We start from the raw sequence: 26,649 nt of genomic DNA, 5'->3' as shown, positions 1-26,649 counted from the left end.
TTCGGCAACACGGTCCTTCGGCAACACGGTCGTCAGCAACACGGGTCGTCAGCAACACGGGTCGTCAGCAACACGGGTCGTCAGCAACACGGGTCGTCAGCAACGGTCCGGATCGGGCCGCCCGATCACATGCCCATGCCGCCGTCGACCGGGAGGCCGGCGCCGTTGATGAACTTGGCCCGGTCGGAGGCCAGGAAGACGACGGCGTCGGCGATGTCCTCCTGCTCAGCGAGTCGGCCGGACGGGGTCAGACCGATCACCGCACCGACGGCCTCCTCCACCGACGGGAACAGGCCGAGACCGGTGACGTCGTTGGCCAGGCCGATGCCCATCTCGTTGCCGACAAGACCGGGGTAGACGCAGTTGACCCGAACGCCGTACCCGAGCTTGCCGCTCTCCATGGCGGCCACCCGCGTCAACCGGTCGATGGCGGACTTGCTGGCCGAGTACAGCGCGATGGACGGGAACGCGATGTTCGCGGCGACCGAGGCGATGTTGACCACGGCGCCTCCCTTGCCTGCTGCGCCGCCGGGCCGCATGGCGCGGAAGGCGTGCTTGACGCCGAGCGCCGTACCGATGACGTTGACCTCGACCATCTTCAGCGCCTTCGCCGCATCGAGATCGACGATCAGGTCGGTGATCTCCAGGCCCGCGTTGTTCACCACCACGTCCAGGCCACCGAAACGTTCCGTCACTGCTGAAACCGCTGTCTCCCAGGAGGAGTCGTCGGTGACGTCGAGGTGGAAGAAGCCGTGGTCGGCGCCGAGCGCGCTCGCGACCTGGGCACCACGCTCGTCCTGCAGATCGGCCACCGCGACGGTGGCGCCGGCGTCGGCCAGGGCATGTGCCATGGCTTCTCCCAGCCCTTGGGCAGCTCCGGTGACGAGGGCGATACGACCGGACAGATCCGTGGTCAACATGCTGAGCTCCTTTGCTTCGGCGTGGTGCAGGTCACTCTGGACCCGCTCTGGCCGAGTGTCAAGATTTCTCCGGACGGTTGTCAAGAAAAGGTCGGTTGCGCGGTGGGTGTCCGATAGGCTGCCCCGGCAGGAACGATCCGGAGGAGGTGGCTGATGGCTCTCGCGCGTGTCCGCCCCAACCCGGTCGACAAGCACGACGTACGTCGTCGCGCACTGGCGGAGTCTGCGCTGCGCACCCTGGGCGAGCTCGGGTATGCCAAGTTCTCGTTGCGGGAGATGGCGAGCCACTCGGAGTTCACCCATGGGGTCGTGCACTACTACTTCGCCGACAAGCTGGATCTGATCGTCTACTGCGTGCAGTACTACAAGGCCAGCTGTGTGACCCGGTACGACGAGGTCGTCGCCGATTCGAACACCCCTGACGAGCTGGTGCAGGGGTTCACCGACAAGCTCCGCGAGACGATCGTCGACGAGGCGCCGATACATCGGCTCTGGTACGACCTGCGTTCGCAGAGCATGTTCGAGCCGGCGCTCAAGGACGCGGTGACCCAGATCGACGGCTCCCTGGCCGACATGATCTGGCGGGTGCTCGTGCGCTACGCACAACTGGCCGACGTGTCACTGGTCATCGACCGGGACGAGGCCTACGGCATGCTCGACGGGATCTTCCTGCAGGCTCTGCTGGGCCATCAACGGGAACCCGACGGGCTGCACCTGGACCGACTGGTCGAGCAGGTGCGGCGCATGCTTCCCCTGTTGACGAGCTGCGCCACCCCGGTTGTGGCTGCCCAGCGGCGTCGCTGACCTGTCGCGGCAGCTCGCGGCGTCGGATCGAACACGCTGGGTCGAACGTGCTGGATCGAACATGCTGGATCGAACACCGGAGTGGACCGAGATCCCCTGATCAGGCGATTGTTTGTTCGAACACCTGTTCGATAGCCTCGATGCATGACACCAGCGGAGCAAGCGCGGCAGGGAGCGGATCGACGCACCCTGGTGCTGTGGTGTCCCGACTGGCCGGCGGTGGCGGCGGCCCGGCAGGCGGGGGTCCCCTCGAGCGAGCCGGTGGCGGTCTTCCGGGCCAACCGGGTGATGGTCTGCACCGCGGCCGCCCGCCACGAAGGGGTGCGGATCGGGATGCGGCGGCGAGAGGCACAGTCGCGCTGCCCCGGGCTAGTCGTGTTCGCCCTCACCGGTGATCTGGGCGGTGATCTGCCCGGCGTGGCCGGTCGGATGTTCGAACCGATCGCCACCGCCGTCGAGCAGCTCGTACCGGGGATCGAGATCCTGCGTCCGGGTCTGGTCGCGGTTGCGGCCCGCGGTCCGCGACGCTACTTCGGCGACGAGCAGCGCGCCGCCGAACGGATCGTCGACGTGGTGGAGGCGCTCGACGTCGAGGCGCGGATCGGCGTCGCCGACGAACTCGAGGTGGCAGTGCTGGCCGCCCGGCAACAGCGGATCGTGCCCGTCGGTGGTGATCGCGCGTTCTGTGCAGCGCTGCCGATCGTGGAGCTCGCCCGGGAGGAGGTGCTGGCTCCGGCTGGCCGTAGCGATCTGGTGAACCTGTTGCAGCGGTTGGGGATCCGGACGGCCGGCGACCTGGCGGCGCTCCCGGCGGAACGGGTCGCGACCCGCTTCGGACGGGACGGGGTGGCCGCTCATCGGCTGGCCTCCGGACAGGGCGATCGCGGTGTCTCCCGTCGGTTGCTGCCCACCGACCTCACCCTGGAGCAGGAGTGCGACCCGCCGCTGCACCGGGTCGACACCGCGGCCTTCCTGGCCAGGGCGCTGGCCGAGCGGTTCCACGCCGGGCTCGCCGCTGCGGGCCTGGCCTGCAGCCGGCTCACCATCACCGCGCACTTCACCCACGGACCGCCTGCCCACCGCACCTGGCGGGCCGCCCGACCGCTCACCGCAGCAGCCACCGCGGATCGGCTCCGCTGGCAGCTCGACGGCTGGCTGACCGCCCGCGCCGTGCAGGCAGCACGACCCCCGAAGCCCGGCGCAGCAGTCGTTCCCGCTGATGACGCGACGCCGTGGGACGGGGACGGCGTCAGCGGTATCACCGCCCTCGTCCTGGAACCCGTCGAGGCGATCGACGCCGGCCGGATCCAGTACGGCCTCTGGGGTTCCGACGGCGACGATGACCATCGCGCCGGCTGGGCCTTCGCCCGCATCCAGGGACTGTTGGGGCCGCAGTCGGTGCTCACCCCGGTGCTCTCGGGCGGCCGGACGGCCAGGGACCGGGTCACGATGGTCAGCTGGGGTGACGAACGGGTCCCGGCCCGCGACCCCGATGCCCCGTGGCCGGGCGCACTGCCGGCACCGTCACCGGTGGTGCTGGATGTCGTCCCGTCCGGTGCCGGCCGGCCCGGAGCGAGACTGCCGGTGACCCTCACCGATGCCGGGGACGCACCTGTGGTGCTCACCGGTCGGGGTCGGTTGACCGCCGAGCCCGCTGCGGTCGGCGAGCGGGAGATCGTGGCCTGGGCCGGACCCTGGTTGTTCGACGAGAGGTGGTGGGAGGCAGCGGTTCCGGTGCACCAACTGGTGGCCGCACCGGCCGGTTGCGCGGCCCGGATCCAGGTGCTGTGCGCCGACGGTTCGGCGCTGTTGCTCGGTTTCCTCCCCGCCGACGGCCCCACCCGGGGCGCAGCCCGCTGGGTGCTCGAGGGGGTGTACGACTGATGGGCTTCTCCAACCCGATCGTGCCCTGGGCCGACCTGGAACGCGCGCTCTCCGGCAAGCCGCCGCGGCCCGGCGTCGGAGCGATCCGCACCACCTCGTTCCGTCCCTCGGAGTGGCTGCCGGCGCAGGACCATCCGCCGGAAGGTCAGCCGCAGGAGGTGCGTCCGCATCCGGACCTGCTCGGCCCGCAGTCGTTCCACCGGCAGGACTTCGTCGATCGGACACCGGTGCGCATCGATGAGGACCTGCTGCAGACCCGGGTGCCGTACATGGAACTGCACGCCCATTCGGCGTTCAGCTTCCTGGACGGGGCGTCCACCCCGGAGCAGTTGGTGTCGGAGGCGTTGCGGCTGGGGCTGAACGGGCTGGCACTCACCGACCACGACGGCTTCTACGGTGTGGTCCGCTTCGCCGAGGCCGCCGCCGGCACCGACCTGCAGACGCTCTACGGATCCGAGCTCTCACTCGATCTGCCGGTACCCCAGCTGGGCGTCCCGGACCCGGTGGGGGAGCACCTGCTGGTGCTGGCCCGCGGCCAGGAGGGCTACCGCCGGTTGTCCCGGCAGATCAGCAGGGCGCATCTGGCCGGCGGTGAGAAGGGGCGTCCGCTCTACGACCTGCCGGCCCTGGCCGAGGCGTCCGGCCATTGGACGGTGCTCACCGGTTGCCGCAAGGGTCGGGTGCGGCGCGCGCTGGCCGCCGGTGGTCCCGAGGCGGCAGAGGCGGCGCTGCGCAGCCTGCTGGAGCTGTTCGGGCGGGACCGGGTGCTGGTCGAGTTGACCACCACGCTCGCCGCCACCGACGACGAGGACAACGACCAGCTGGCAGTGCTGGCCGCGCGGTACGGACTGCCGGTCGTGGCCACCACCGGGGCGCACTACACGGCCCCCGGCGCCGGCCGGCTGGGGACGGCAATGGCAGCCGTCCGGGCCCGGCGCAGCCTGGACGAGGCCGATTCCCACCTGCCGTCGGGTCCTGGTGCGCATCTGCGGTCGGGGGCCGAGATGGCTGCCCTGTTCGCGCGGTACCCGGCCGCCGTCCGGACGGCGTTCGAGATCGGCGAACAGCACGCCTTCGACCTCACCCTGGTCGCACCGAACCTGCCGCTGTTCGACGTCCCCCCGGGCGACGACGAGAACAGTCATCTGCGGAGCCTGACGATGGCCGGCGCCGCCGACCGGTACGGCACCCCGGCGGAGAGCCCCGATGCCTACCGGCAGATCGAGCACGAGCTGGCGGTCATCGCGCAGCTCGATTTTCCCGGCTACTTCCTGATCATCGACGACATCGTGAAGTTCTGTCGGCGCCACGGAATCATGTGCCAGGGCAGGGGAAGTGCCGCCAACTCTGCGGTCTGCTACGCCCTGGCGATCACCCACGTCGATGCCGTCCGCTATGCGCTGCTGTTCGAGAGGTTCCTGGCACCGGAACGGGACGGCCCACCCGACATCGACCTCGACATCGAATCCGATCGCCGGGAGGAGGTGATCCAGTACGTCTATTCCAAGTACGGCCGCGATCATGCAGCGCAGGTGGCCAACGTCAACACCTTCCGGCCGCGGATGGCCGTCCGCGACATGGCCAAGGCGATGGGCCACTCACCAGGTCAGCAGGACGCCTGGTCCAAGCAGCTCGACGGCTGGACACCCCTGGCGGAACAACAACTGTCGGACCCGGGGGAGCATCCGATCCCGCCGCCGGTACTGGATCTGGCCGCCCAGCTGCAGGACTTCCCGCGGCACCTGTCGATCCATTCCGGCGGCATGGTGATCTGCGATCGGCCGATCGCCGAGGTCTGCCCGGTGGAGTGGGCGCGGATGGAGAACCGGTCGGTGCTGCAGTGGGACAAGGACGACTGCGCCGCGATCGGTCTGGTGAAGTTCGACCTGCTCGGGCTCGGCATGCTCTCGGCGCTGCACTACGCGGACGAGCTGATCGGGAGCCGGGAGAAGATCGAGATCGACTTCGCACACCTGGATCTGGAGGAGCCGGCGGTCTACGAGATGTTGCAGCGGGCCGATTCGATCGGCGTGTTCCAGGTCGAGTCGCGGGCGCAGATGGCCACCCTGCCCCGGCTGAAACCGCGGCGCTTCTACGACCTGGTGGTCGAGGTGGCGCTGGTGCGTCCCGGGCCGATCCAGGGTGGTTCGGTGCACCCCTACATCCGTCGGCGCAACGACGAGGAGGAGGTGACATACGACCATCCGGCGATGCGCAACTCGCTGGAGAAGACGCTGGGCATCCCGCTGTTCCAGGAGCAACTGATGCAGCTGGCGATCGACGTGGCCGGCTTCGATGCAGGGCAGGCGGACCAGCTGCGCAGGGCGATGGGTTCCAAGCGCTCGGCGGCGAAGATGGAGAAGCTCAAAGTGCTGCTGTACCAGGGGATGGCGAAGGAACACGGCATCACCGGTGCGATCGCCGACCGGGTGTACGAGCGGTTGCTCGCCTTCGCCAACTTCGGTTTCGCCGAATCCCATGCGCTCAGCTTCGCCGCCCTGGTCTTCTACTCGTCCTGGCTGAAGTTGCACCACCCGGCGGCGTTCTGCGCCGCCCTGCTGCGGGCCCAGCCGATGGGCTTCTACTCACCCCAGAGCCTGGTCGCCGACGCCCGCAGGCACGGCGTGCAGATCCGCCGCCCGGACGTGAACGCCTCCTGCGCCACGGCCGATCTCGAACCCGTGCAGGACCCGCCACGGGTCGGGATCCCAGCGATCCCACGGACGCCCAATGTCCCGCTCGCCGACTCCCGTGGGCGTAACCTGCCGTCCTCCGGCGAGTTCGCGGTCCGGTTGGGTCTGGACGAGGTGCGGGGGATCGGTGTCGAGTTGGCGCAGCGGATCGTCGCCGCCAGGCCACCGGAGGGCTTCAGCGGGATCGCCGACCTGACCCGCCGGGTCACCCTCACGGCGGAACAGGCCGAATCGTTGGCCACCGCAGGCGCGCTGGATTCCGTGGTGGCCCGGCAGCGGTCCGGGACCGGTTCCGGACGAACGGCTGCCCGTCCGGAGGCGCCACTGTCCCCAGGTGAGGTACGGCGACATGCGCTCTGGGCCGCCGGTGCCGCAGCGGGAGAGCACCGCGGGTCACTCCCGGGAATGGTGGTCGGCTTGCAGGCGCCGACCCTGCCGGGGATGAGTGACCTGGAGCTGACGTTGGCCGACATCGCCGCCACCGGGATCTCACCCGTCACCTACCCGACCGAGTTCTCCCGGGCCCGGCTCGACGCGCTCGGGGCGTACAGCGCCGCCGGGGTCTTCGCCGTCGAACACGGAACCAGGGTGATGGTCGCCGGGATGGTCACCCATCGGCAACGTCCCGCGACCGCCTCCGGGGTGGTGTTCATCAATCTGGAGGACGAGACCGGGCTGCTCAACATCATCTGTCCGCAGGCGTTGTGGGTGCGCTACCGGCGGGTGGCCAGGACGGCGCCGTCGCTGCTGGTCCGCGGCGTGGTCGAACGCTCAGGTGGGGTGCGCCCCGCCGGTGGAGGAGCGCCGTCGGGGGGAGCGCTGTCGGTGCTGGCGGACCGGATCGCCGCGATCGACCTGCTGGTCTCGATGCCGTCGCGGGACTTCCGATGAGAGCAGGATCAGCCGGCTCCGCCGAAGAACTGTCCGCTGAGCAGCAACTGCAGGAAGCGCCAGACCGCACTCGCACCGGTCACCACGCCAGCGCGGATCTCGTCCGGCCAGACCACCAGCGCGACGATCACCCCGACGGCCAGCACGAGGCCTGTCACCAGCGCAATGCGCTGCCGCACCTTGATCTGCTGCAGCAGTGCGTGGGTCTGGGGGTCGACCTGGATGCCCGGATACATACCGGTCACGGTAACCCGCTCTGTCAGGATGGGTGGGTGAGTTCCGAGAATCCGTCGTGGCAGCTGTTCGCCGGCTCAGCGACTGGCGACCCCCCCGCACCGACAGACTCCGCACCGGCAGACTCCGCACCAGCAGACTCCGCACGGCCAGACGCCGCACGGCCAGACTCCGCACCGACACGCTCCGCGCCGACAGGTCCGATCAGGATCGCCTCGTGGAACGTCAACTCGGTCCGCGCCCGGATGCAGCGACTGGTGGAGTTCCTGCAGCGCGGGAATGTCGACGTGCTGCTGGTGCAGGAGACCAAGGTCCGCTCCGGTGTGTTCCCCGTGGGCCCGATCGAGGCGCTCGGCTACGAGATCGCCCAGCACGGCCTGGACCAGTGGAACGGCGTCGGCATCATCTCCAGGGTCGGTATGCAGGACGTGCAGTTCGGGTTCCCCGGCATGCCGTCCTTCGGTGAGCCACCGGTCCAGGAGGCCAGAGCCATCACGGCTCGCTGCGCCGGTATCGAGGTGAGCAGCATCTACGTCCCCAACGGCCGGGAGATCGATCACCCGCACTACCACTACAAGTTGGCCTGGCTGGCCGCGTTGCGCGAACACGTGGCAGCTCGACTGTTGGACGACCCGCTGGCCAGGATGCTGATCGGCGGCGACTTCAACATCGCACCACGCGACGGAGACGTCTGGTCGATGGAGTACTTCCGGGGCCGCACCCACGTCACCCCGCCCGAGCGCGAGGCGTTCGCCGCGCTGTTGGAGACCGGGCTGGTGGACGTCGTGCGCCCCTTCACCGACTCGCCGGGTGTCTACACCTACTGGGACTACACGCAACTGCGGTTCCCGAAGAACCGCGGCATGCGGCTCGACTTCCTGCTGGCCTCGCCGACCGTGGCGAACGAGGTGGCGGACGCTCACATCGACCGCGAGGAACGCAAGGGCACCGGCGCTTCCGACCATGCACCGGTGATCGCCACCATCGACGGGAGCTCCGGTGCCGGATCGAGCGCCGCGGGGGTGGGATCGTGAAGATTGTTGTGCTGCAACATGATCCGGACGACGGTCCGGAACGGCTGGGGGAGTGGCTGGTCGAGGCAGGCGCCGAGCTGCAGATCGTCCGCGCAGATCTGGGCGAGCAGGTCCCTGCCGACACCACGGCATTCGACGGGCTCATCTCACTGGGTGGATCGATGGGCGCCCATGACGACGAGGTGGCTCCGTGGCTGCCGGCGACCCGCGCTCTGCTCGCTGCCGCGGTCGCCGACGGCACCCCGACCTGGGGGATCTGTCTGGGCGCGCAGTTGCTGGCGGCTGCGACCGGCGGCGTGGTCGGACCGGGTGCGGACGGACCGGAGGTCGGCGCCTACCTCACCGCGAAACGTGATGCGGCGGAACAGGATCCACTGCTGCTTGCCACGCCGATGACGCCGGATGTGATGCACTGCCACTTCGACGTGATCAGCACCCTGCCGCCGGGCGCGGTGTTGTTGATGGCCGGTACCGGGTATCTGAACCAGGCATTCCGGATCGGCCCGAAGGCCTGGGGTTTCCAGTTCCACATCGAAGCCGGCGCGGCGACGCTCCGGGCGTGGGCTGAGGCGGAAGGTCTGTCCGGTCGGCTGGGTCCCGAGCTCGACGAGGCCGAGGAAAACATGGGCTTCGTCTGGCGCGACGCCGCCCACCGCTTCGTCGGTCTACGCCGTGGGGCGGCCGGAGCGGGGACGAGGCTTCCGCTGGTCACGCCATGAGTCGCCCCCTTGCCAGGGCGACCATCCGCTATGGGCTGCCCGACACCGCGCGCGTCCGGTCGAGTCTGCTCGCGGCAGGTCTGGCCGATGCGGACGGCGGGGTGGTGGTCGGCGCCGAACCCGCTCTGGGCGTCCTGTCCAGGGCGGGACGACCGGAGCTGGCGGTCGATGCACTCGCGCGGCTGATCGCTGCGCTGGATGAGTCGGCTCCGGGCGGCGGGCAGGACGGGCCTGAGTCGCTGCGCGCCGCGCTGCTCTCCGACCGAGGCTTTCGAGCCAGGCTGCTGGGAGTGCTCGGCGGCTCGACGGTGTTGGGCGATCATCTGGTCGCGCACCCCGACTCGTGGGTGCACCTGGAGGACGAACCGCTGACCGTGGCCCTGGTGCGTCAGGCCGACACCCGCCGGATGCTCGGCGCCGCAGTCGGTCTGGCACCCGACGCCCCTCGCTGCACCGGCACCGAGGGGGAGCGTGCCGCGATCACCGGACCAGCAGCCGTGACCGCGCTGCGACGCGCCTACCGGGACCGCTTGGTCCTGATCGCGGCCCATGACCTGGCCCCCAGCGTCGACGCGACACTCGCCCAGGTGCCGCTGCCCTCGGTGTCACGTGCGCTCACCGATCTGGCCGATGCGACGCTGCAGGCGGCCCTCGCGGTCGCCGCTGCCGAGCTGTCACCAGGCGCTGCACCCTGCCGGCTGTCGGTCATCGCGATGGGCAAGACCGGTGCCAGGGAGCTCAACTACCTCTCCGACGTCGACGTCATCTTCGCCGCCGACCATGTGCCGCCGGCCGAGGGGACGGCGGCACCCACCGAGCAGGCGATGCTCGCCACCGCCACCCAGCTCGCGTCCGGGCTGATGCGCATCTGCCAGCAGATCGCGTGGGAGGTGGATGCCAACCTCCGCCCGGAAGGAGCTGCCGGCGCGCTGGTCCGTACCCCGGACAGCCATCTGAGCTACTACCGACGGTGGGCCGCGACCTGGGAGTTCCAGGCGCTGCTCAAGGCCAGACCGGCGGCCGGCTGCCCCGAGGTCGGACGGGAGTTCCTGGAGGCGGTCCGACCGCTGGTCTGGGCGTCCTCCGGCCGGCCGTCCTTCGTCGAGGACGTCCAGGCGATGCGCCGCAAGGTGGAGAAGAACATCCCGGAGGCCAGGGCGGCTCGGGAGCTCAAGCTCGGCCGGGGTGGCCTGCGGGACGTCGAGTTCGCCGTCCAGCTGCTGCAGCTGGTGCACGGCCGGTACGACGAGCGGTTGCGCGTCACCGGCACCCTTTCCGCGCTGCGGTACCTGATCCGCGGCGGCTACGTCGGGCGGACGGACGGCGCCGAAATGGCCGCCGCCTACACGTTCCTGCGCCGGGCGGAGCACCGTCTGCAGCTGCAGCGACTGCGCCGCACCCACCTGCTGCCCGACAACGAGCAGGACATGGAGTGGCTGGCACGTACCGACGGTTATGCCGCGATCGGCGCCGACTCGGCGTCCCAGGTGTTCGCCGCCGAGCGGCTGACGCACGCCGCAACGGTGCGCCGCCTGCACGAGAAGTTGTTCTACCGGCCGCTGCTGAACGCGGTCGCCGCGGCGGGCGCCTCCGACGTCTCGGGTGCCGTCGGCGACGAGCTCCATCTGTCGCCGCGGGCCGCCGCAGACCGCTTGACAGCACTGGGATTCACCGCGAACACCGCGGTGCGCCACCTGCAGGCCCTGACGTCCGGGATGAGTCGACGGGCCGCGATCCAACGCACTCTGCTGCCCGTCCTGCTCGACACCTTCACTCGCTCGTCCGACCCTGATGCCGGCCTCCTCGGATACCGGCGGGTCTCCGAGACGTTGGCCGAAACCCACTGGTACCTCAGGGTTCTGCGCGACGAGGGTGCCGTCGCCGTCCGCCTGGCCGCGCTGCTCGGCGAGTCCAAGTACGTGGGCGAGCTGCTGCTCAAGGCGCCCGAGGTGTTGCGACTGCTGGCCGACGGCAAGGCCTTGGTGGCGACCGATCCCGCTGTGGTGGCCGGCGCGCTGCTGGCCCGCAGCGCGCGGGCGAACACCGCCCAGGAGGCGGCCGACTCTGCTCGTTCTGCCCGTCGCCACGAGTTGCTGAGGCTGGCCTGCGGCGATCTGACCCATCTGCTCGACGTGCACCAGGTGATGGCCGGGGTCACTTCGATCGCCCAGGCGACGGTGGCCGCTGCGTTCGTCGCCTCCTGGCGCCAGATCGAGAGCGAGCGCGGAGTGAATCCGGCACGGATGGCAGTCATCGGCATGGGGCGGCTCGGCGGCGCCGAACTCGGGTACGGCTCCGACGCCGACGTCGTCTACGTCGCTGAGCCCTCCGCGGGTGCCGGACCCGACGAGGTCGATGCGCAGCTGTCCGGCTGCGTCGCGGTCGCCGAGCTCACCGCTCGGCTGCTCGGCCGACCCAGCACCGACCCAGCACTGGAGCTCGATGCGGGCCTGCGGCCGGAGGGTCGCAACGGACGACTGGTGCGCACGCTGGACTCCTACCGGAGCTATTGGGAGCGCTTCGCCGCGCCGTGGGAGCGTCAGGCGCTGTTGCGGGCCAGGCCGGTGGCCGGTGATGTGGAGTTGGGTCGGCGGTTCATCGAGGCCGCCGACGAGGTTCGGTATCCCGTGGGCGGGCTGTCGATGGTCGATGTGATCGAGATCCGGCGGATCAAGGCAAGGGTTGACACCGAACGGCTACCCAGGGGCGGGGATCCGAGCACGAACACCAAACTCGGATCCGGTGGCCTGGCCGACATCGAATGGACCGTGCAGCTGCTGCAGCTGCAGCATGCCGCCGAGCTGCCGGGCCTTCGGACGCCGTCGACCCTGCCGGCGATCGAGATCGCGGTGCAGGCCGGCCTGATCAGCGCGCGGTCGGGTCGGCTGCTGCGGGACGGTTGGATCAGCGCGACCCGCACCCGCAACGCGATCATCCTGGTCAAGGGCAAACCCGACGACCAGATCCCGCGCCAGGGCCCGGCGCTGCGGGCAGTCGCGCGGGTGATGGACGGTTCCGACAGTGAGGGGTCCGTGCGACTGCCTGGAGCTGTCCCGGTCGATCCCGGCGAGTTCGTCGACGAGTACCGCCGCACCGCCCGCCACGCCCGCAAGGTCGTCGACGCGGTGTTCGACGGTGCCGGTCGCTGACCCCTGACCGGTCGAGCGACCCCGGTCAAGGGACGCACCCCCGACCGGCCCATCCGATCGGGCCGACCTTCACCTCGCTGCGCTCCTCCAGGTCACCACCGATCGGCGACCTCGTCCGGCGCCGCTCTGCGCCCTTGACAGTCCACCCACCCCCACACCTCCTCCGCGCATCAGCAGAACGAGCTGATGCAGACAGGACCGGGAACCATGACCGAGCGCATCGCCACGCAGATCATCTCGGCCACGATCAACCTCGCCGGCCGTCAGGTCGTCACCATCGACACCCACGGCATCGGCCGCGGATCGATCGTCACCGTCCGGGTCGGGAGCAGCTCTGATTCACCTGCACGACCTGATGGCAGTCAACACCTACGCCGGCGCCTGGATCACCGAGGGAGCCCCGTTCTACGCCCGGAACCTGCGGCCCGGCACCGGCGGTGTTGCCGCCGGGATCGCCGCCGAGCCGGTAATGGCGGTCCTCGCCCGTGGCATGGACACCTCGGGCGCCTCCAACCGAGACGGGAACCTGGTCGTCCGGATCGGCCGGGTGTACTGGGTCGCCCTGGACCGCGAGGCCTATGAGCAGCAGGTCACCACTTGGAGCCGGGTCCGTGCATTGGGAGACCTGGTCCTGCCGCCGACGCCCGCCCGCTGCTGACGCGGGCACGTAGGGGGCCCGTCCCACACGGGGCCGGGCCCCGAGCTGGCGGCTGTCCACAACCGTCCGTTCTCCACATCCGCCGCAACGCCGGTCGGTTCCTGCTGGGCCATTTCCAATCGGGGCAGGCTGCGATCCGCAGCGGGCAGGCGGTGCGGTCAGCTGGCCGTCGATGTCCGCTCGGGCCCGGTCGGGTCGGCTGGGCGGGTTGGTCGGCCGGCGGCCCGCAACAGGATCAGCGAACCGGCGACGAGAACGGCGCCGGTCAGGGCCATGACCGGAAGGGCGGCGGCAGCCACCTCCCGGGCGCCCAACAGCGCTCCGCCGGCGATGCCGACATTGAACATCGAGTTGACCACCGCTGGGGCGGCGTCCGGCGCCCCCGGTGCGGCCCGCAGGGCCACCGCTTGGACCAGAGTCGGCAGGGCGCCGAAGGACAGTCCCCAGAGCACAGTCCAGATCACGGTGGGGGTCACGCTCGGCAAGATGGCCAGGGCTACCAGGCTCGTCGAGTCCAAGATGATCGCGCATCGCAGCCCGATCTGGGGACGCCGGTCGACGACGCGGCTCGACAGCGCCAAGCCAATAATGCCGGCCAGTCCGTAGCCAAGCAGCACCAGGCTGACGCGGTCGCCGTTGATCCCGGCGTGCCGCAACAACGGGGTGATGTAGGTGTAGGTCGTGAAGTGCCCGAAAGTCAGCAAGGCGGTCATGGCCGCCACGAGGGCGATGGGCCGGCTCCGCACCGCCGTGAGTACAGGTGTCTGCTCGGTGTGGGCGGGCGCCAACTGGCTCGGTGGAAGCACCAGCAGGGCCAGCACGGCCAGCACGGCCATCAGCAGCGCGGCGCCCACGAAAACCCACCGCCAGCTCAGCGCGGTGCCCAGCGCCGTTCCAAGCGGGACGCCGAGCGCCAACGCGAGTACGTTCCCTGCACCGACGAACGAGATCGCTCTGCCGGCACTGCCGACGGGCGCGAGGCTCACTGCGGCGCCGAACACCGCACCGAAAAAGGCTGCGTGGGCCAGCCCGCCCAGCAGCCGCGCCGCCAGCGCGACCCAGTAGTCGTCGGCGACGGCCATCACTGCGTTGCTCAACGCGTAGATCGTCAACAGCGCGCAGAGCACAGTCCGACGCGGCCAACGGGCGAGCCACGCGGCCAACGGGATCGAACCGAGTGCTACAACGACGGCATATGCCGAGACCAGCAGTCCGACGTTGGACTCGCTTGTGGCCAGATCCCGGCTGATGACGGGTAAAAGCCCGACCGGAAGTACCTCGGTGGTGATTGCGGCGAAGACGGCGGCAGCCATCAACGTCAACGCCAGCCAAGGCAACCGTGAGGTTCGTCCGCGCACCGAGTTAACTGCTCTTCCCGTCCAATAGCAGCACGCTCTCCGCCGGCCTCTCAGCTCAGGATTGCCGTCGTCGACCCGGTACTCCCGGGTCAGGCATACCGGCAACGGCCACCTTCGCAGCGATCTCGTGACCGATCTTCTCAGCAGCACTGTCAAGGACCAAGTTGGCCTGTTTGAACAGACCAGGGCAAGCGTGGCCAAAGCCGAGGACGTGCTGGGCCTGTGGGATCAGAGAGAGCAACACGACAATCTCGATTTTTGGTGTGTGCTGCGGCACGAGCGCCCGGTCACGGATCCCTACCCGGTATCGGTTTTCGACGGTTCGGCCTGCTGGTCCAGGTAGCGGTAGATGGTGGGTCGGGTGACGCCGAACTCGGTGGCGATCTGGGCGACGGTGGAGCGGTGCCGGCCTTGGTCGTCGGTTTCGTCGTACATCTGCCGGGCTACCCGGGCCTGGCGGGTGCCGAGCTTGGGTTTCTGGCCGCCGGTGTGGCCGCGAGCTCGGGCGGCGGCGAGGCCGTCGCGGGTGCGTTCGGGCATGAGGGCGTGTTCGTACTCGGCGATGGAGCCGAGGATCTGGAAGGACATCCGGCCGACGGCGGTGGAGGTGTCGATGCCCTGATCGAGGACGACCAGGTCGACCGCGCGGGTGTGCAGGTCCTGGGACAGGTCGATGAGGTGTTCGAGCGATCGGCCGAGCCGGTCGAGCTTGGTGATGACGAGCTGGTCGCCTTGCGGCCGGCGACGGGCGTGGGCTCGCTCGAGCTGGGGTCGGCGGGTCAGTTTGCCGGAGGCGTGTCGATGAAGATCTGCTCGCAGCCGGCCGCGGTGAGCGCGTCGTGCTGCGCTTCGGGGTGCTGGTCGCGGGTGGAGACCCTGCCGTAGCCGATGCGCAAGCCCGGACCGTAACGCAAACCCCCAAGCGCGTGACTTATGTGTCTACACGGGTTGCTTTACAAACTTGACCTGCTGCGACGGGTGGCGGGCCAGGTTGTAACGCAAACGATGGCGTTCGCTGACGTCCGGCCGGCGGTGGACGAGGGACGGCAGGCTGGTTGTCCTGCGGCCGGTCAGTGTTATGGATGGTGATGTCGCCCGAAGGCGAGGGTGGTCGCGGGCGTCGGTAGACGATCCCTCTGGCCGGCCTCGGTAGCGTCGCCAGGATGGTGGCGTTGTGAACGGCGGCGAACCGTCGGATCAGCTGAGCCGACCCTTGCGCCGAGCCGGGCGCAGGTGGCGTCGACCAGCGGCTGAGCTGGCCGGTCTGGTCGTGGCAATGGTTTTGTTCTCGTGGCTGCACAACCTTGCGGGCACGGACGTCGCGGCGGCGGCGGCGAACGCACACGCCCTGCAATCGGTGGAACGCGGGCTGAACCTGGACATCGAGGCGGCAGCCAACCATTGGCTGGCTGAGCATCCGGTGCCGTTGCAGGCTGCGGTGCTGTACTACCGGCTGTACTACGTGCCGCTGGCGTGGGTGTTGCTGTGGCTGCTCTTCTTCCGGGCCGATGTGTACCGCACCCTGTGCCGCACCCTGCTGGCGATGGCGCCGCTGGCGTTGTTGGTGTTCTGGCTGGTGCCGATGTCTCCGCCCCGGTTCGCCCTGCCCGGGATCATCGACATCGTGGCCGAACACGACCACGTCGCGGGCAGCGCCTCGCGCGATCTGTCGAACGGTCGGAATCACTTCTCGGCAATGCCCAGCCTGCACGTCGGATGGTCGGCGTTGTGCGCCTACGCCGTGTGGTTGGCGCTGCGCGGCAAGTATCCGCGGCTCGCGTTCCTTGCCTGGCTGTTCCCCGTCATCATGGTCGCTGTCGTTGTCGCCACCGGCAACCACTACGTCCTGGACGTGGCCGGGAGTGTCCTGGTGCTGACGATCTCGATCGCAGCGGCAGCGGCGTGGGACCGGTGCCGTCCGGCCCGGGCCGTCGGATCCTGTGCTCGAACACCGCCGATCAGCTGAGCGACAGCACCCAGGAACCCCCGAAATCGGCGGCCGTTCGTGCCGTCGGACCCGCTCAGCAAGTGGTCAGTTCGAGGTGGTCGATGTCAGCGCCGGGCGGGAGCCTGAAGCTGCCACCGAGACTGGCAGACGATCAGCGCCAGCAAGTACCTGCTGTCACGGTGACTTTCCAGCCACCCCGCCGGAGGGTTCCGTAGTCCCTGTGGTTCGTGGTCACGCCGTCGCTGTCGGAGTAGTGCTCTGGGGCGCCGGGTTCTGTCCTGGACTCGCTTGGCACAGTCCTCCGAGCTCAATGGACCTCCTCGCTCGAGCTGCGGGCGTGCCCGTTCTCCACTGAGTGCTCACGCGCAGCCCACCGCTGTGACCACTGCCCGAGTGGACGCAACAGCTCTACGAGCTCGCGGCCGTCGACGGTGAGGCGATAGCCCCCGTCCCCCCGCTCGACGATCCCGGCGGCCGTGAGGTCGCGCAGCCGGTCGCGCAACACGCTGGAGGACACGTCGTCACAGCGGTGCGCGAGTCCGCGAAATGTGGCGTCACCGTCAAGCAGTTCCCAGACGACGCGCAGCGCCCACCGCCGTCCGACAAGATCGAACAGCGCCATGATCGGGCGTCCGGTGGTCGAGCCGCGAACCGGGTGACCGGGGGTTGGGATGCTGACCATGCGAGAAGTATTGCTTCTGAAAGCAAAGCATGCCACCCTCAACCCGCGCCTCGGATTCCGAAGCGACCGTGGATCGTCCCGCCGGCATCCCTTACGACGACGACATGCACTGTCATCCAACACTGGAGGTTCCATGCCCAAGGGCTACTGGGTCAGCGCCTACCGCAGCATTTCAGACCCTGAGAAGTTGGCTGCCTACAACAAACTGGCCGCTCCGGCCGTCAAGGCCGGGGGTGGTCGGGTCCTTGTCCGTGGCGGTCGGGTCGTGGCGCATGATGCCGGAATCGCCGAGCGCACCGTCCTGATCGAGTTCGACAGCTTCGAGCAGGCCGTCGCGGTGCGCGAGAGTGCGGCCTACCAAGAGGCGCTGAGCATCCTTTCCGACGGGGTCGAGCGCGATTTCCGCATCGTCGAAGGCATCGACTGACCGAGGGGCCTCGTCGGATCGTCACTGGGGTGCTGGGACAACGCGTAGCAGGAATCGTTCTGGTCGTCGCTCAAGACCGAGTTCTACCGGCGGCACCAGTTCGCCACCCGCGAAGAGGCAACCGCCGCTGTCGGCTCGTGGATCGAGGTCATCTACCACCGGCGTCGGCGGCATTCAGCCTCGGCCAGATCATCCCAGGAGAGGTCGAGAACCGTCACTCGCAACGGTGGTGCCGGTCGGTATCGGGCCGGGGTGGCCGATGCTGCTGCGTTCGATCGTGGTCGGCGGCCGAAGGCATCGAAGCTGTCGGCGGCTGTGATCTGCGTCGGGTGGTCGAGGTGCAGCTGGGTTGGGACTGGTCGCCGCAGCAGATCAGTCAGAACGAGGCCTACCTACAGCTGCTCAGCGAAGGGCCCTTCGTGTCGGACGCGACTGCAGGTCAGGAAAGCCGCTACGAGACAATCGTTGTGTCAGGCATGATGCGTTGACCGGCTGAGCTCAAGATCGTTTCCGTATCAGCGCCGGGCGCCGTGTTGCCATCGGGGAGGGGGTCCACCGATGGCGGTTGCCAGGGGCGCTGGTGCGCTGGTGCTGAGAGGCGGACCCACTGAGGTAAGTCGACGCTCATCTCGGGTGCGTGTGAGATGCCGAGCTGAAGGGGTACTCGGGTGCACGGTGCCGTCTGATCCCGGGTTGGGTCGCGTCGGGGCTGCGGGAGTCGAAAAGCGTGCGCCCGCAGCCGTTCACACTGCGGATCTCAGTCAGCCTGGGTGTAGCCGTCGACCAGTTGTCGCGCGATCGTTGCCAGTCGAGTGTTGCCGTTCTGCGATTGTTTACGCAGAGCGGTGAACGCCTCTACTGGCGAGATGTGTTGGGTGGCAACGATGATGCCGATGGCCCGGTCGATGATTGATCGGCTGTTCAACGCTTCCTGCAGCTGGTCGGTCAGGGTGACATCACCATAGTTGCGCAGGGTCGCGGCAATAGCCATAGCAGTGACCGTGGCCAGTTCGGTTCTCCTATGAGACGCCGCGCAGGTCACCCGCCTTGCGGAGCAGGTGCAGTCATGCGAGGGCCCGACCGCACGCCAGAAGCCCGGTCGGCGTTGGAAGTCATGTTTCTCCTCAGAGATGTTGGTGCATGGTCGGTTTCGGGTGAGCATCGGGTGATGGTGATCAGGCGAGCTGGGTGATGTTCTGAACCGCGACGAACACGCCGATCGCGATGAGCAGGACGGCGAATGTGCGGGTGAGGATCTTGTCCGGCAGTCGGCCGGCGATGAGTTTGCCGGCGAGGGAAGCCGTCATGGCGGCGATGGTGAACGGCACGATGATCGACCAGTTGAAATGTGCCGTGCTCACTCTGGCGGCGAGGGACACCACCGAGTTGACCGCGATGATCAGCAACGAGGTGGCCGCCGCCACCGGCATCGGTAGGCCGAACAGCAGCACCAGGGCGGGGACGATGACGAATCCGCCGCCCACGCCGAAGAAACCGGTGAGGAATCCGACCCCAAGTCCGGCCAGAATGATCTTCACGGCCGGTCGCGCGAACCATCGAGGAAATCCTGGCAGTGCCGGGTCGGTGCTGACGCCAGCCGCGGGTGGATCGCCAGCGGTGTCGCCGACGAGTGGGATCGGCGCGGTGCCGGCAGTCACAGGGACCGGCTCGGCGCTGACCTCGGTACGAGTCGGGGAGCGCAGCAGCATGGCGGTGGCGGCGGCGAGCGTGACGGCGGCAAAGCCAATCAACAGACAGTGCTGGTCGACCTGCCGGTCGAGGGCGGTGCCGGCGTAGGCGGTGAGGATGCCTGCAGCACCGAACACCAGCCCGAGCCTCCAGCGGACGTGTCCGCTGCGGGCGTAGCCGATCATGCCGGTGACTGCTGCGGCGCCGACGATGATGACGCTGCTGGTGGTGGCATCCTGCGCGGTCTGGTGCAACAGATACACCAGGGCGGGGACCGTCAGGATGGCGCCGCCGCCGCCGAGGGCTCCCAGAAATGCTCCGATGAGCACACCGAGGCCCAGCGCGATCCAAACAGTCACACCACACTCCCGGGTGAGCCGTCGTCGGTGCGGACGGGGAGCCCGGCGGCCGACCAGGCCCGCATGCCTCCCTCGAGGTTGCTTACCCGGTGGCCGGCGGCGGCCAGTGCGGCGGCGGCCTTCGCCGAGCGGCCCCCGGATCGGCAGACGGTGATAACGGGTAGGTCATCGGCCACTTCCGCGGGGTCGAGTTGCCCCAGTGGGAGGTGGATCGCCGAGGGACTGTGACCGGCCTGCCACTCGTCGTCCTCCCGGACGTCGAGCAGCCGTGCTTCCCCGTTGTCGATGAGGCGGGCGGCCACATCGGGGGCGATGTTGTTCAGGGACTGATCGGGAGCGCTCATCTGGGTTCTCCTTCGAGTGCTGTCGGGTCGGTGTTTCCGAACCTGTAGGTGTGCGGGGTGAATTGGGCGGTGAGGCTGAATCGGTCGCCGCGAATGAGGGTCTGGCGCCATTCGACAGCTTCGCCGTCGGCGCACCCCAACCGGTCCACGGCCAGTGCGGCGACCTCGGGAGGGCAGCCCAGCAGCAACTGTTCCGAGGCGGTGGGGACGACGGCCCGGATCCGCTCTCGCCCTCCGGTGAGCCGGATACCGCAGCTGATCCTGAGCTGCTCGTACAAGGAGGTGTGGCCGAAATCGGCATCCAGCAAGGGCCGGGTGCGGGTGGCGGGCAGCCACACCCGGTCGACGGCCAGGGGTTCGTCGTCGGCCATGCGGAGTCGTTCGAGGTAGACGAGTGGGGTGTCCTCAGCGATACCCAGATGTGCGGCGGCGTCCTTGTCGGTGCGGATGTCCAGGCGTCGGACGTGGCTGTACTGCTCGATACCGGCCGACTCCACCGAGGTGAACAGGCTGTAGAGCGCCCCCATGGGTTGCTCGATGGCGGTCTCCGCGACCCGGGAGGTACGTCCGCGGGCCGCGGTCACCAGTCCGTCACGGCGTAGCCCGCGCAACGCTTCTCGGATCGTGTGCCGACTCAGCCCGTACTCGCGGGCCAGGGCGAGCTCACCGGGAAAGGCGTCGTTGAAGTCGCCCTCGGCCAGCCGGTTCTCCAGATTGACACGCAGCTTCGACCACAGCGGACCGGCGCCCGGAAGGTCACGGGTCGAACCGGCCCCGTCGGCATCGCTCATCTCGGTCACCTCTCGTGCCGGCTGCGGACGTGCCCGCGAGCCCCTCGTTGCCATTCGCACCTTCAAAACGTAATGTACGGACATTAGCTGTTCGTACCGTACAGCACCCCGGTTTCACCGACGAGAGGAACTTCCCGTGACGATGACCGTCGATGTGGTGGACACCAGCGAGCTGGGTGATCGCAGCTACGTGGTCGCAGACGACACGACCGCCATCGTGATCGACCCGCAGCGGGACATTGATCGCATCGAGGCGATCCTGTCCGATCGGGGCGTCCGCTGCGTCATGGTGTTGGAGACGCATGTGCACAACGACTACGTCACCGGCGGGTACCTGCTGGCCCGGCAGACCGGAGCGCAGTACGTGCTCTCCGGCGCCGACACGGTGTCCTTCGACCGCACGCCCGCTCACGACGGAGACGTCATGGAGGCCGGACGGTTCAAGGTCACCGTGATCGCCACGCCGGGCCACACCGACACCCACCTCGCCTACCACATCGAAGAGATCGGTTCCGAGGATCCGGGAGCCGTCTTCACCGGTGGCTCGCTGCTCTTCGGTTCGGTGGGTCGCACCGACCTGATCGACCCGGCGCGCACCGAGGAACTCACCCACGCCCAGTACCGCTCGGCGCGGCGACTGTCCGAACTCCTGGATGCCGACGTGCAGGTGTATCCCACCCACGGTTTCGGTTCCTTCTGCTCGTCGGGTTCCGCAACCGGTGGTGATGCCAGCACCATCGGAAAGGAGCGGACCCGAAACGATGCTCTGACAACCCAGGATGAGCAAACGTTCGTGGCGGGCCTCATCGCCAACCTCACCGCCTACCCTGCCTACTACGCGCACATGGCCCCGCTGAATCGCCAGGGGCCCGGCCCGATGGACCTGTCGGCGCCGGAACAGGTCGATCCCGAGCATTTGCACCAGCGAATCGCTGCCGGCGAATGGGTCGTCGACCTCCGGGAACGCACTGCGTACTCCGCCGCGCACGTCGAAGGGACCGTGAGCATCGCTCTGGGCGGACAGTTCGCCACTTACCTGGGCTGGCTGATGCCCTGGGGTGACAACCTGACCCTCCTGGGTGAGAGCGCCGAGCAGATCACCGACGCGCAGCGACAGTTGGCCAGGATCGGCATCGACCACCCCGAGGGTGCAGCTGTCGGCGACATCGACGAGCTGGCCGCCGGTCATCTCGCGAGCTACCCGCGGGTGACGTTCGCCGAAGCCACCCACAGCCTCGGCCTGGACCACGGCCATCACCACCCGCACAGCGAGCATCACCAGCACGACTCGACCGGCCAGGTAATTCTGGACGTGCGTCGTAACGACGAACGGGCCGAGAACCACATCACCGGCTCCGCCCATCAGCCGCTGCACTCCCTGCTGCAGCACCTCGACGACCTACCCGCCGGCCGGTTGTGGGTTCACTGCGCGTCCGGATTCCGGTCCTCCATCGCCGCCAGCCTGCTCGCCCGCGCCGGCCGCGACGTCGTCCTGATCGACGACGACTTCGACAACGCCGTCGAGCAGGGGCTCACGGACGCGACCCCGGCCTCCGCACAGCACTGATCCCGACCGCACCCGGAGACCGATCCTCCCGAGCACGACGACAGCGCGGAGAACCGCCGTCGTTCCTCCCACGAACAAGGAGCCCCTGGATGTGCCGAGCAGTGCACTGCAAGAAATGCGGAAAGACCACCTGGGCCGGATGCGGACAACACGTCGACCAAGTGATGCGCAAGGTCCCCCGCGCCGACCGCTGCCCCGGACACATACCGGAACCCTGAGCCACCCGCCCCCGCACCTTCAGCGATCGCCTTCTCGGGCGGAACCGCTGACACGGTCGGGCATGTCGCCTTCGAATGAGGCGCCATTCGACGAAACCCTTCGGCACCCCCGGTAGTGACAGATGCCGTGCGGCGCGCACCAAGGGTGCCGAAGAACTTGGCCATTCGGCACGTCGGCGCCCAGGGCCGAGCGTGTTCAGCAGAGCCGCCACCGGACGGGACTGTCCCTCGAACGGAGTTTCCGGCGGTCTCCATCAGTACGTATTGGGGCGCTTCACAATCGAGGGTGTAGTGCCTGACTGCCGGGTCTGCCCGGGGGTGGCTGCGGGGTGGGTGTCGAGGTCTCCGATGATGGAGGTTCTAGGTGCGCCACTTCGGCTTGTCGGAGGCGTCGGCCGCCACGATCCGCCGTGCCCTGCCGTTCACCCGGTCACCGCGGTCCAGAGCGAGTACTCCCTGTGGACACGTGAACTAGAAACCGACGTGGTTCCCACCTGCGCCGACCTCGGCATCGGCTTTGTGCCGTTGAGCACACTCGGCAAGGGCGTCCTCACCGGAACACAGTCCATGCGGTACCGCGTCGGTGCTCAAGATTGGAGGGGGGTGACGGGCGGCCGGCGGATCTCCTGGGTACCGCACTTGGCGCCGCATCCGGCCCTGTGCAGCTCCGACAGATCGGTCGGGTGTGGGTCGTAGCCGGTTGCCGTCAACTGGGTGATGAGCCCCTACGTCATGTGCTCGACGACGACGTTCACACCGTCGGACACCGAGTTCAGTCCGAACCCGTCGGCATTGGCGCGGTCGACGATGATCGCGTCCGGGAATCGCCGCGCCAGGTCCATTCTGCTCTGCTGGTCGAAACTTCGGGCGGGTTGGCGATGTTGTTGTCGTGCAACGCGAACAGCGCCACGTCGAGGTGGTGGCAGTGCGGGTCGCAGAGCTGTAGCGAGATTACCTCGCGGCCCAGCGCCGCTGCCGCCTCCCCGATGGGCCGCCGGTTCGGTGCGGTGACCGGTGCCGGCCAGCACGACGTCGCCGACGACGGCAATATCACCGTCTACCTCGTTGCGGGCATTGGGCAGGTGGTAGTCACGATCTTGTTGGTGCGGAACCACTTTCGATACAGATCCGCCTCGGCGGCACGCTGCGGATAGATGGTGGGCCGAGTGACCCCGAACTCGGCAGCGATCTGGTCGACCATGTAGCGGTGTCGGTCTTGATCATGGATCTCGTCGTACATCTGCGGTACCGGAGGCACAGCCCGTACGGAGGGTTCAGGGCGCAACGATCAGCGCTTGGGGCGCGGCCGCCTTCATCCGGGTGTTCAGCCAGGCCAGCTGCTGCGACGTCTCGGTGTTTGCGTCGGTGGCCAGTTGCAGCAGGTCCTTGTCGCGGAGGCCCTGAGCGCCTTGAGCGAGCACGGTCCAGGTGGTCTGCACGAATGTGGCCAGCACGTACAGGTCCTGCAAGTCTCGCAACAACCCGATCTGGCCTTCCCGAGCATCTTCCAACCCGTCCACGTGCAACCGATCAGGTTCTGTGACGTCATCGCCCACTCCGTCCTGCTCGTACCGGTGAGCGATCGGATCCATTCGGGCTACGTGTTTGTCACTCATGCCTGCCAGCATCGTGCAGGTGTGGAAGACGTCGGCTTCAGCTGCGAAGGCTTGGCCCACCAGTCGGAAGGAGTCGGCCAGGGTCTGCTCGCCGCGGTGGGCGAGGCGGACATACGTTGCAACGTGAGGCATCAGAGTCTCCCGGCGATCGTCTCGGTGGGTGCAGGTCCTGCGGTGTCCTGGGACGGGTCGTTCGGATAGCGCGGTGTGTCGACGAGTCGGCTGCTGGTCGGACTGCCGCCCTGCGTCGGGGGGAGGTGCCCACGGACCGGTGCGGATGCAGCCGTGGTGGGGGCCGGGGAGGGACCGGTACCGTCTGCGATCTTGGTGACGCGGCAGGCCGCGGTCTTGAAGTAGGGCTGCTTGGACACAGGGTCCCACACGGTCATGGTGAGTTCGTTGGCCTGCCGCGACTGGCTGGCAGGGGTCACGTCCGCGAGATCCCAGGAGCCGTAGTGGAAGGGCGCGAACACGGCGCCGGGCATCACCTGTCCGACCCGCGCCTTGACCTCGATCGCCCCTCGTGGTGATTCGACCCGCACCACATCGCCCTCACTGATGCCGTGGCGCTCGGCGTCAGTCGGATTCAGTTCCACCCAGGCGTCCGGCGCCGCCTCCCGCAGGGAGCGTGACCGGGCGGTCTTGGTGCGGGTGTGGAACTGGTAGACGGTGCGACCGGTGGTGAACAGCAGTGGGTACGCCTCACTGGGCAGTTCGTGCGCCGGGGTGTAGGCGCACCCTTTCAAGAAGGCCCGCCCCGCGGGTGCCATCGCGCGGTGTTCCTGTTCGGTGACGGAGGCACCTGTCAGCAGGTCGTGACCGTAGGTTTCGCACTGCTCGGTGGAAGTGGGGAATATCGGATCGGTGTACAGCCTGTCCGTGCCCTCCGGTGCCTGTTCGTTGACCGGCCACGGGATGCCGGTCGGGCCGCGCAGCTTCTCGTACGACAGTCCGGTGTAGTCCACGGGGCGACCGCGGGTGGCTTCCCGCCACGCGTCGAACGCCGCGTCGGGGGTCCGCCACCTGATCAGGGGCGCTCCGTCCTTGTCCCGGAAGTCCATGGCGTCGGCGTACATCAGGAAGATCTCCAAGTCGGTCCTCGCCTCACCCGGCGCGTCGACAGCCTTCTCCGACAGGTGCACCGTGCGGTTGACGTTGGTGAAGCTTCCGGTCTTCTCCCCCCACCCGGCTGCCGGCAGGACGACGTCCGCGTACTGCGCTGTCTCGGTCAGGAACAGATCCTGGACGATGACGAAGCACTGGTCGCCGCCGAGGATCTTGCGGATGCGGGCGGATTCGGGCATGGACACCGCCGGGTTGGTCGCCGAGATCCACAGCAGACCGATGGTGCCGTCCTCGGCGTAGCCGAAGATCTGCATGGCGTTGGTGGGTGGCGCCCAGTGCGGGATGGTGGCGACATCGACGTTCCACAGGTCGGCCAGCTCCTGCACGTGGGCCGGGTTGTCCCAGTTCCGGAAACCGGGCAGGTCGCCGTCGGCTCCGCATTCGCGGTTGTTCTGCGCTGTGGGCTGCCCGTTCATCTGCAGAATTCCCGCCCCGGGCCGGCCGATCATGCCGCGCAGCAGGTGCAGGTTGTGCACAGCGACGGACGCAGCGGTCGCCTGGTGGGACTGGTAGAAACCCTGCAGGACGGTGGACAGCACGTTCTCGCTGGTCCCGAACAGTCGGGCCGCCCGCGCGAGCTCGTCGGCGTCGACACCGCAGATCTCGGCGACCGCGGTCAGGGTGTAGGGCTCCACCACGGCGCGCAGCTCGGCCAGCCCGATGGTGTGTTCCTGCACCCAGGTCTCGTCGTACCAGCCGTTGCTCAGCAGTTCCCTGGTGAGCCCGTTCATCAGGGCCAGGTTGGTGCCCACCCTGGGCGCCAGGTGGACGCCGCCGGTGCGTTCAGCTTCCTCAGCGACCGGGGTCCGTCGGGGGTCGACGCAGACGATGGCGGGCGGGTCCTCGCCGCGGGTGCGGTCCAGGATGCGCATCCACAGGACGGTCTGCGTCTCCGCCATGTTGTGGCCGTAGAGGAAAATCGCATCGCAGTGCTCGATGTCCGTGTAGGACCCAGGTTGGCCGTCCGCCCCGAATGATTCCTTGAACGCGGCGGCGCTGGTGGCTGTGCACAGGCGGGTGTTGCCGTCCATGTGGGGCGTTCCGAGGCCGGCTTTGCCCAAGACGCCGAGGGTGTAGTACTCCTCGATGAACATCTGCCCGGTGGTGTAGAAGCCGTGACTGAGCGGTCCCTTCTCGGCGAGCAGCTGCTGCGAGCGGGCCACGATGCGGCCCATGGCTGTCGGCCAGTCCGTCTCGACAAGCCGACCGTTCTCCCGGATCAGGGGCCTGGTCAGCCGGTCGGGGGAGGACGCCCATGGGGTGCTGCCATACAGGCCCTTGGGACCGAGCCGCCCGTGGTTGACCACGTCCGTGGCCCTGCCCCGGACACCGACCATCCGGCCGTCCTTCACCGCGATGTCGCAGCCACAACCGTTGCTGCACAGCACGCACGCACTCTGCACCCACCGGTCGACGTCGGCTCCGGTCAGGCCGGCCTCCAGATGTTCGTCCACCCGGGCCGGCCAGACCGTCCCTCGCGCGTGCGGCGTCCGCTGTCCCCAGATGTCTGCGATGCGATCGGTCATGGAAGCTCCTTCT

General features: G+C 68.5%; 21 protein-coding genes and 3 pseudogenes. 12 read left to right on the top strand and 12 right to left on the bottom strand.

Annotated elements, in window-relative coordinates:
* Positions 1–125 precede the first annotated feature (125 nt).
* Positions 126–920, bottom strand: a complete 795-nt coding sequence (locus ABLG96_RS12975) for an SDR family oxidoreductase (RefSeq protein WP_353647799.1) — start codon at positions 918–920, stop codon at positions 126–128.
* 153 nt (positions 921–1,073) lie between these two features.
* On the opposite strand from ABLG96_RS12975, the gene ABLG96_RS12970 reads away from it, so the two are divergent.
* From ABLG96_RS12970 to ABLG96_RS12960, 3 genes are all read left to right on the top strand, one after another.
* Positions 1,074–1,724 (top strand): TetR/AcrR family transcriptional regulator, encoded by a 651-nt coding sequence (locus tag ABLG96_RS12970; protein WP_353647798.1) that lies wholly within the window; start codon positions 1,074–1,076, stop codon positions 1,722–1,724.
* 144 nt (positions 1,725–1,868) lie between these two features.
* Positions 1,869–3,608 carry a DNA polymerase Y family protein gene (locus tag ABLG96_RS12965; RefSeq protein ID WP_353647797.1) on the top strand — a complete coding sequence of 580 codons (1,740 nt, stop codon included), beginning with the start codon at positions 1,869–1,871 and terminating at the stop codon, positions 3,606–3,608.
* Positions 3,608–7,192 carry an error-prone DNA polymerase gene (locus ABLG96_RS12960; protein ID WP_353647796.1) on the top strand — a complete coding sequence of 1,195 codons (3,585 nt, stop codon included), beginning with the start codon at positions 3,608–3,610 and terminating at the stop codon, positions 7,190–7,192. The genes ABLG96_RS12965 and ABLG96_RS12960 overlap by 1 nt, the downstream gene beginning before the upstream one ends.
* Positions 7,193–7,200: 8 nt before the next feature.
* On the opposite strand, the gene ABLG96_RS12955 is transcribed toward ABLG96_RS12960, so the two are convergent.
* Entirely contained in the window at positions 7,201–7,428 is a 228-nt protein-coding gene (locus tag ABLG96_RS12955; RefSeq protein WP_353647795.1) for a hypothetical protein, read from the bottom strand.
* Positions 7,429–7,629: 201 nt separating this feature from the next.
* Here ABLG96_RS12955 and ABLG96_RS12950 point away from each other — a divergent pair, with 201 nt between their 5' ends.
* The 4 genes from ABLG96_RS12950 (at position 7,630) to ABLG96_RS12935 (ending at position 12,986) form a co-directional block, all read left to right on the top strand.
* Positions 7,630–8,460, top strand: coding sequence for an exodeoxyribonuclease III (locus tag ABLG96_RS12950; protein ID WP_353651490.1), 831 nt, complete (start codon positions 7,630–7,632; stop codon positions 8,458–8,460).
* On the top strand, positions 8,457–9,179 hold the full coding sequence (locus tag ABLG96_RS12945) for a type 1 glutamine amidotransferase (protein WP_353647794.1): 723 nt from the start codon (positions 8,457–8,459) through the stop codon (positions 9,177–9,179). The genes ABLG96_RS12950 and ABLG96_RS12945 overlap by 4 nt, the downstream gene beginning before the upstream one ends.
* Complete coding sequence (locus ABLG96_RS12940; protein WP_353647793.1) at positions 9,176–12,328, top strand: bifunctional [glutamine synthetase] adenylyltransferase/[glutamine synthetase]-adenylyl-L-tyrosine phosphorylase; 3,153 nt, start codon at positions 9,176–9,178, stop codon at positions 12,326–12,328. Before ABLG96_RS12945 ends, ABLG96_RS12940 begins: the two co-directional genes overlap by 4 nt.
* A 355-nt stretch (positions 12,329–12,683) precedes the next feature.
* Positions 12,684–12,986, top strand: a complete 303-nt coding sequence (locus ABLG96_RS12935) for a hypothetical protein (protein WP_353647792.1) — start codon at positions 12,684–12,686, stop codon at positions 12,984–12,986.
* A 158-nt stretch (positions 12,987–13,144) separates the two neighbouring features.
* Here ABLG96_RS12935 and ABLG96_RS12930 read toward each other — a convergent pair whose 3' ends face one another.
* Positions 13,145–14,344 carry an MFS transporter gene (locus tag ABLG96_RS12930; protein ID WP_353647791.1) on the bottom strand — a complete coding sequence of 400 codons (1,200 nt, stop codon included), beginning with the start codon at positions 14,342–14,344 and terminating at the stop codon, positions 13,145–13,147.
* A gap of 297 nt (positions 14,345–14,641) precedes the next feature.
* Positions 14,642–15,240: pseudogene (locus ABLG96_RS12925) on the bottom strand (recombinase family protein).
* 380 nt (positions 15,241–15,620) lie between these two features.
* Between ABLG96_RS12925 and ABLG96_RS12920 the strand changes: the two are divergent.
* Positions 15,621–16,310: a phosphatase PAP2 family protein gene (locus tag ABLG96_RS12920; RefSeq protein ID WP_353647790.1), complete on the top strand. Its 690-nt coding sequence runs from the start codon at positions 15,621–15,623 to the stop codon at positions 16,308–16,310.
* Positions 16,311–16,599: 289 nt separating this feature from the next.
* On the opposite strand, the gene ABLG96_RS12915 is transcribed toward ABLG96_RS12920, so the two are convergent.
* Positions 16,600–16,974 (bottom strand): helix-turn-helix domain-containing protein, encoded by a 375-nt coding sequence (locus tag ABLG96_RS12915; RefSeq protein WP_353647789.1) that lies wholly within the window; start codon positions 16,972–16,974, stop codon positions 16,600–16,602.
* Positions 16,975–17,107: 133 nt separating this feature from the next.
* Between ABLG96_RS12915 and ABLG96_RS12910 the strand changes: the two genes are divergently transcribed.
* Complete coding sequence (locus ABLG96_RS12910; protein ID WP_353647788.1) at positions 17,108–17,401, top strand: DUF1330 domain-containing protein; 294 nt, start codon at positions 17,108–17,110, stop codon at positions 17,399–17,401.
* 12 nt (positions 17,402–17,413) lie between these two features.
* Positions 17,414–17,581: pseudogene (locus tag ABLG96_RS12905) on the top strand (integrase core domain-containing protein); the annotation flags it as partial.
* A 577-nt stretch (positions 17,582–18,158) separates the two neighbouring features.
* Here ABLG96_RS12905 and ABLG96_RS12900 read toward each other — a convergent pair.
* The 4 genes from ABLG96_RS12900 to ABLG96_RS12885 all read right to left on the bottom strand — a co-directional run bounded on the left by ABLG96_RS12900 (position 18,159) and on the right by ABLG96_RS12885 (position 20,584).
* Complete coding sequence (locus ABLG96_RS12900) at positions 18,159–18,392, bottom strand: ANTAR domain-containing protein (RefSeq protein WP_353647787.1); 234 nt, start codon at positions 18,390–18,392, stop codon at positions 18,159–18,161.
* Between the two features lie 184 nt (positions 18,393–18,576).
* The gene (locus ABLG96_RS12895) at positions 18,577–19,449 is read right to left on the bottom strand and encodes a sulfite exporter TauE/SafE family protein (RefSeq protein ID WP_353647786.1); all 873 of its coding nucleotides are present in this window, start codon (positions 19,447–19,449) and stop codon (positions 18,577–18,579) included.
* Positions 19,446–19,793: a rhodanese-like domain-containing protein gene (locus ABLG96_RS12890; RefSeq protein WP_353647785.1), complete on the bottom strand. Its 348-nt coding sequence runs from the start codon at positions 19,791–19,793 to the stop codon at positions 19,446–19,448. Before ABLG96_RS12890 ends, ABLG96_RS12895 begins: the two co-directional genes overlap by 4 nt.
* The gene (locus ABLG96_RS12885) at positions 19,790–20,584 is read right to left on the bottom strand and encodes a GntR family transcriptional regulator (RefSeq protein ID WP_353647784.1); all 795 of its coding nucleotides are present in this window, start codon (positions 20,582–20,584) and stop codon (positions 19,790–19,792) included. The genes ABLG96_RS12890 and ABLG96_RS12885 overlap by 4 nt, the downstream gene beginning before the upstream one ends.
* Before the next feature lie 142 nt (positions 20,585–20,726).
* Between ABLG96_RS12885 and ABLG96_RS12880 the strand changes: the two genes are divergently transcribed.
* Both ABLG96_RS12880 and ABLG96_RS12875 read left to right on the top strand, forming a co-directional pair.
* The gene (locus tag ABLG96_RS12880) at positions 20,727–22,151 is read left to right on the top strand and encodes an MBL fold metallo-hydrolase (protein WP_353651489.1); all 1,425 of its coding nucleotides are present in this window, start codon (positions 20,727–20,729) and stop codon (positions 22,149–22,151) included.
* Between the two features lie 582 nt (positions 22,152–22,733).
* Positions 22,734–22,930, top strand: a pseudogene (locus tag ABLG96_RS12875) (aldo/keto reductase); the annotation flags it as partial.
* Positions 22,931–23,426: 496 nt separating this feature from the next.
* On the opposite strand, the gene ABLG96_RS12870 reads toward ABLG96_RS12875, so the two are convergent.
* The 3 genes from ABLG96_RS12870 to ABLG96_RS12860 are packed head-to-tail and all read right to left on the bottom strand — an operon-like array spanning position 23,427 to position 26,636.
* Positions 23,427–23,609, bottom strand: a complete 183-nt coding sequence (locus ABLG96_RS12870; RefSeq protein ID WP_353647783.1) for a hypothetical protein — start codon at positions 23,607–23,609, stop codon at positions 23,427–23,429.
* A 34-nt stretch (positions 23,610–23,643) separates the two neighbouring features.
* On the bottom strand, positions 23,644–24,117 hold the full coding sequence (locus ABLG96_RS12865) for a hypothetical protein (protein WP_353647782.1): 474 nt from the start codon (positions 24,115–24,117) through the stop codon (positions 23,644–23,646).
* Positions 24,117–26,636, bottom strand: a complete 2,520-nt coding sequence (locus tag ABLG96_RS12860; RefSeq protein WP_353647781.1) for a molybdopterin oxidoreductase family protein — start codon at positions 26,634–26,636, stop codon at positions 24,117–24,119. Before ABLG96_RS12860 ends, ABLG96_RS12865 begins: the two co-directional genes overlap by 1 nt.
* Positions 26,637–26,649 lie beyond the last annotated feature (13 nt).

This window comes from Nakamurella sp. A5-74 (assembly GCF_040438885.1).
In the GTDB taxonomy this organism is placed as follows: Bacteria; Actinomycetota; Actinomycetes; order Mycobacteriales; family Nakamurellaceae; genus Nakamurella.
This window is presented reverse-complemented; position numbering and strand designations above follow the sequence as displayed.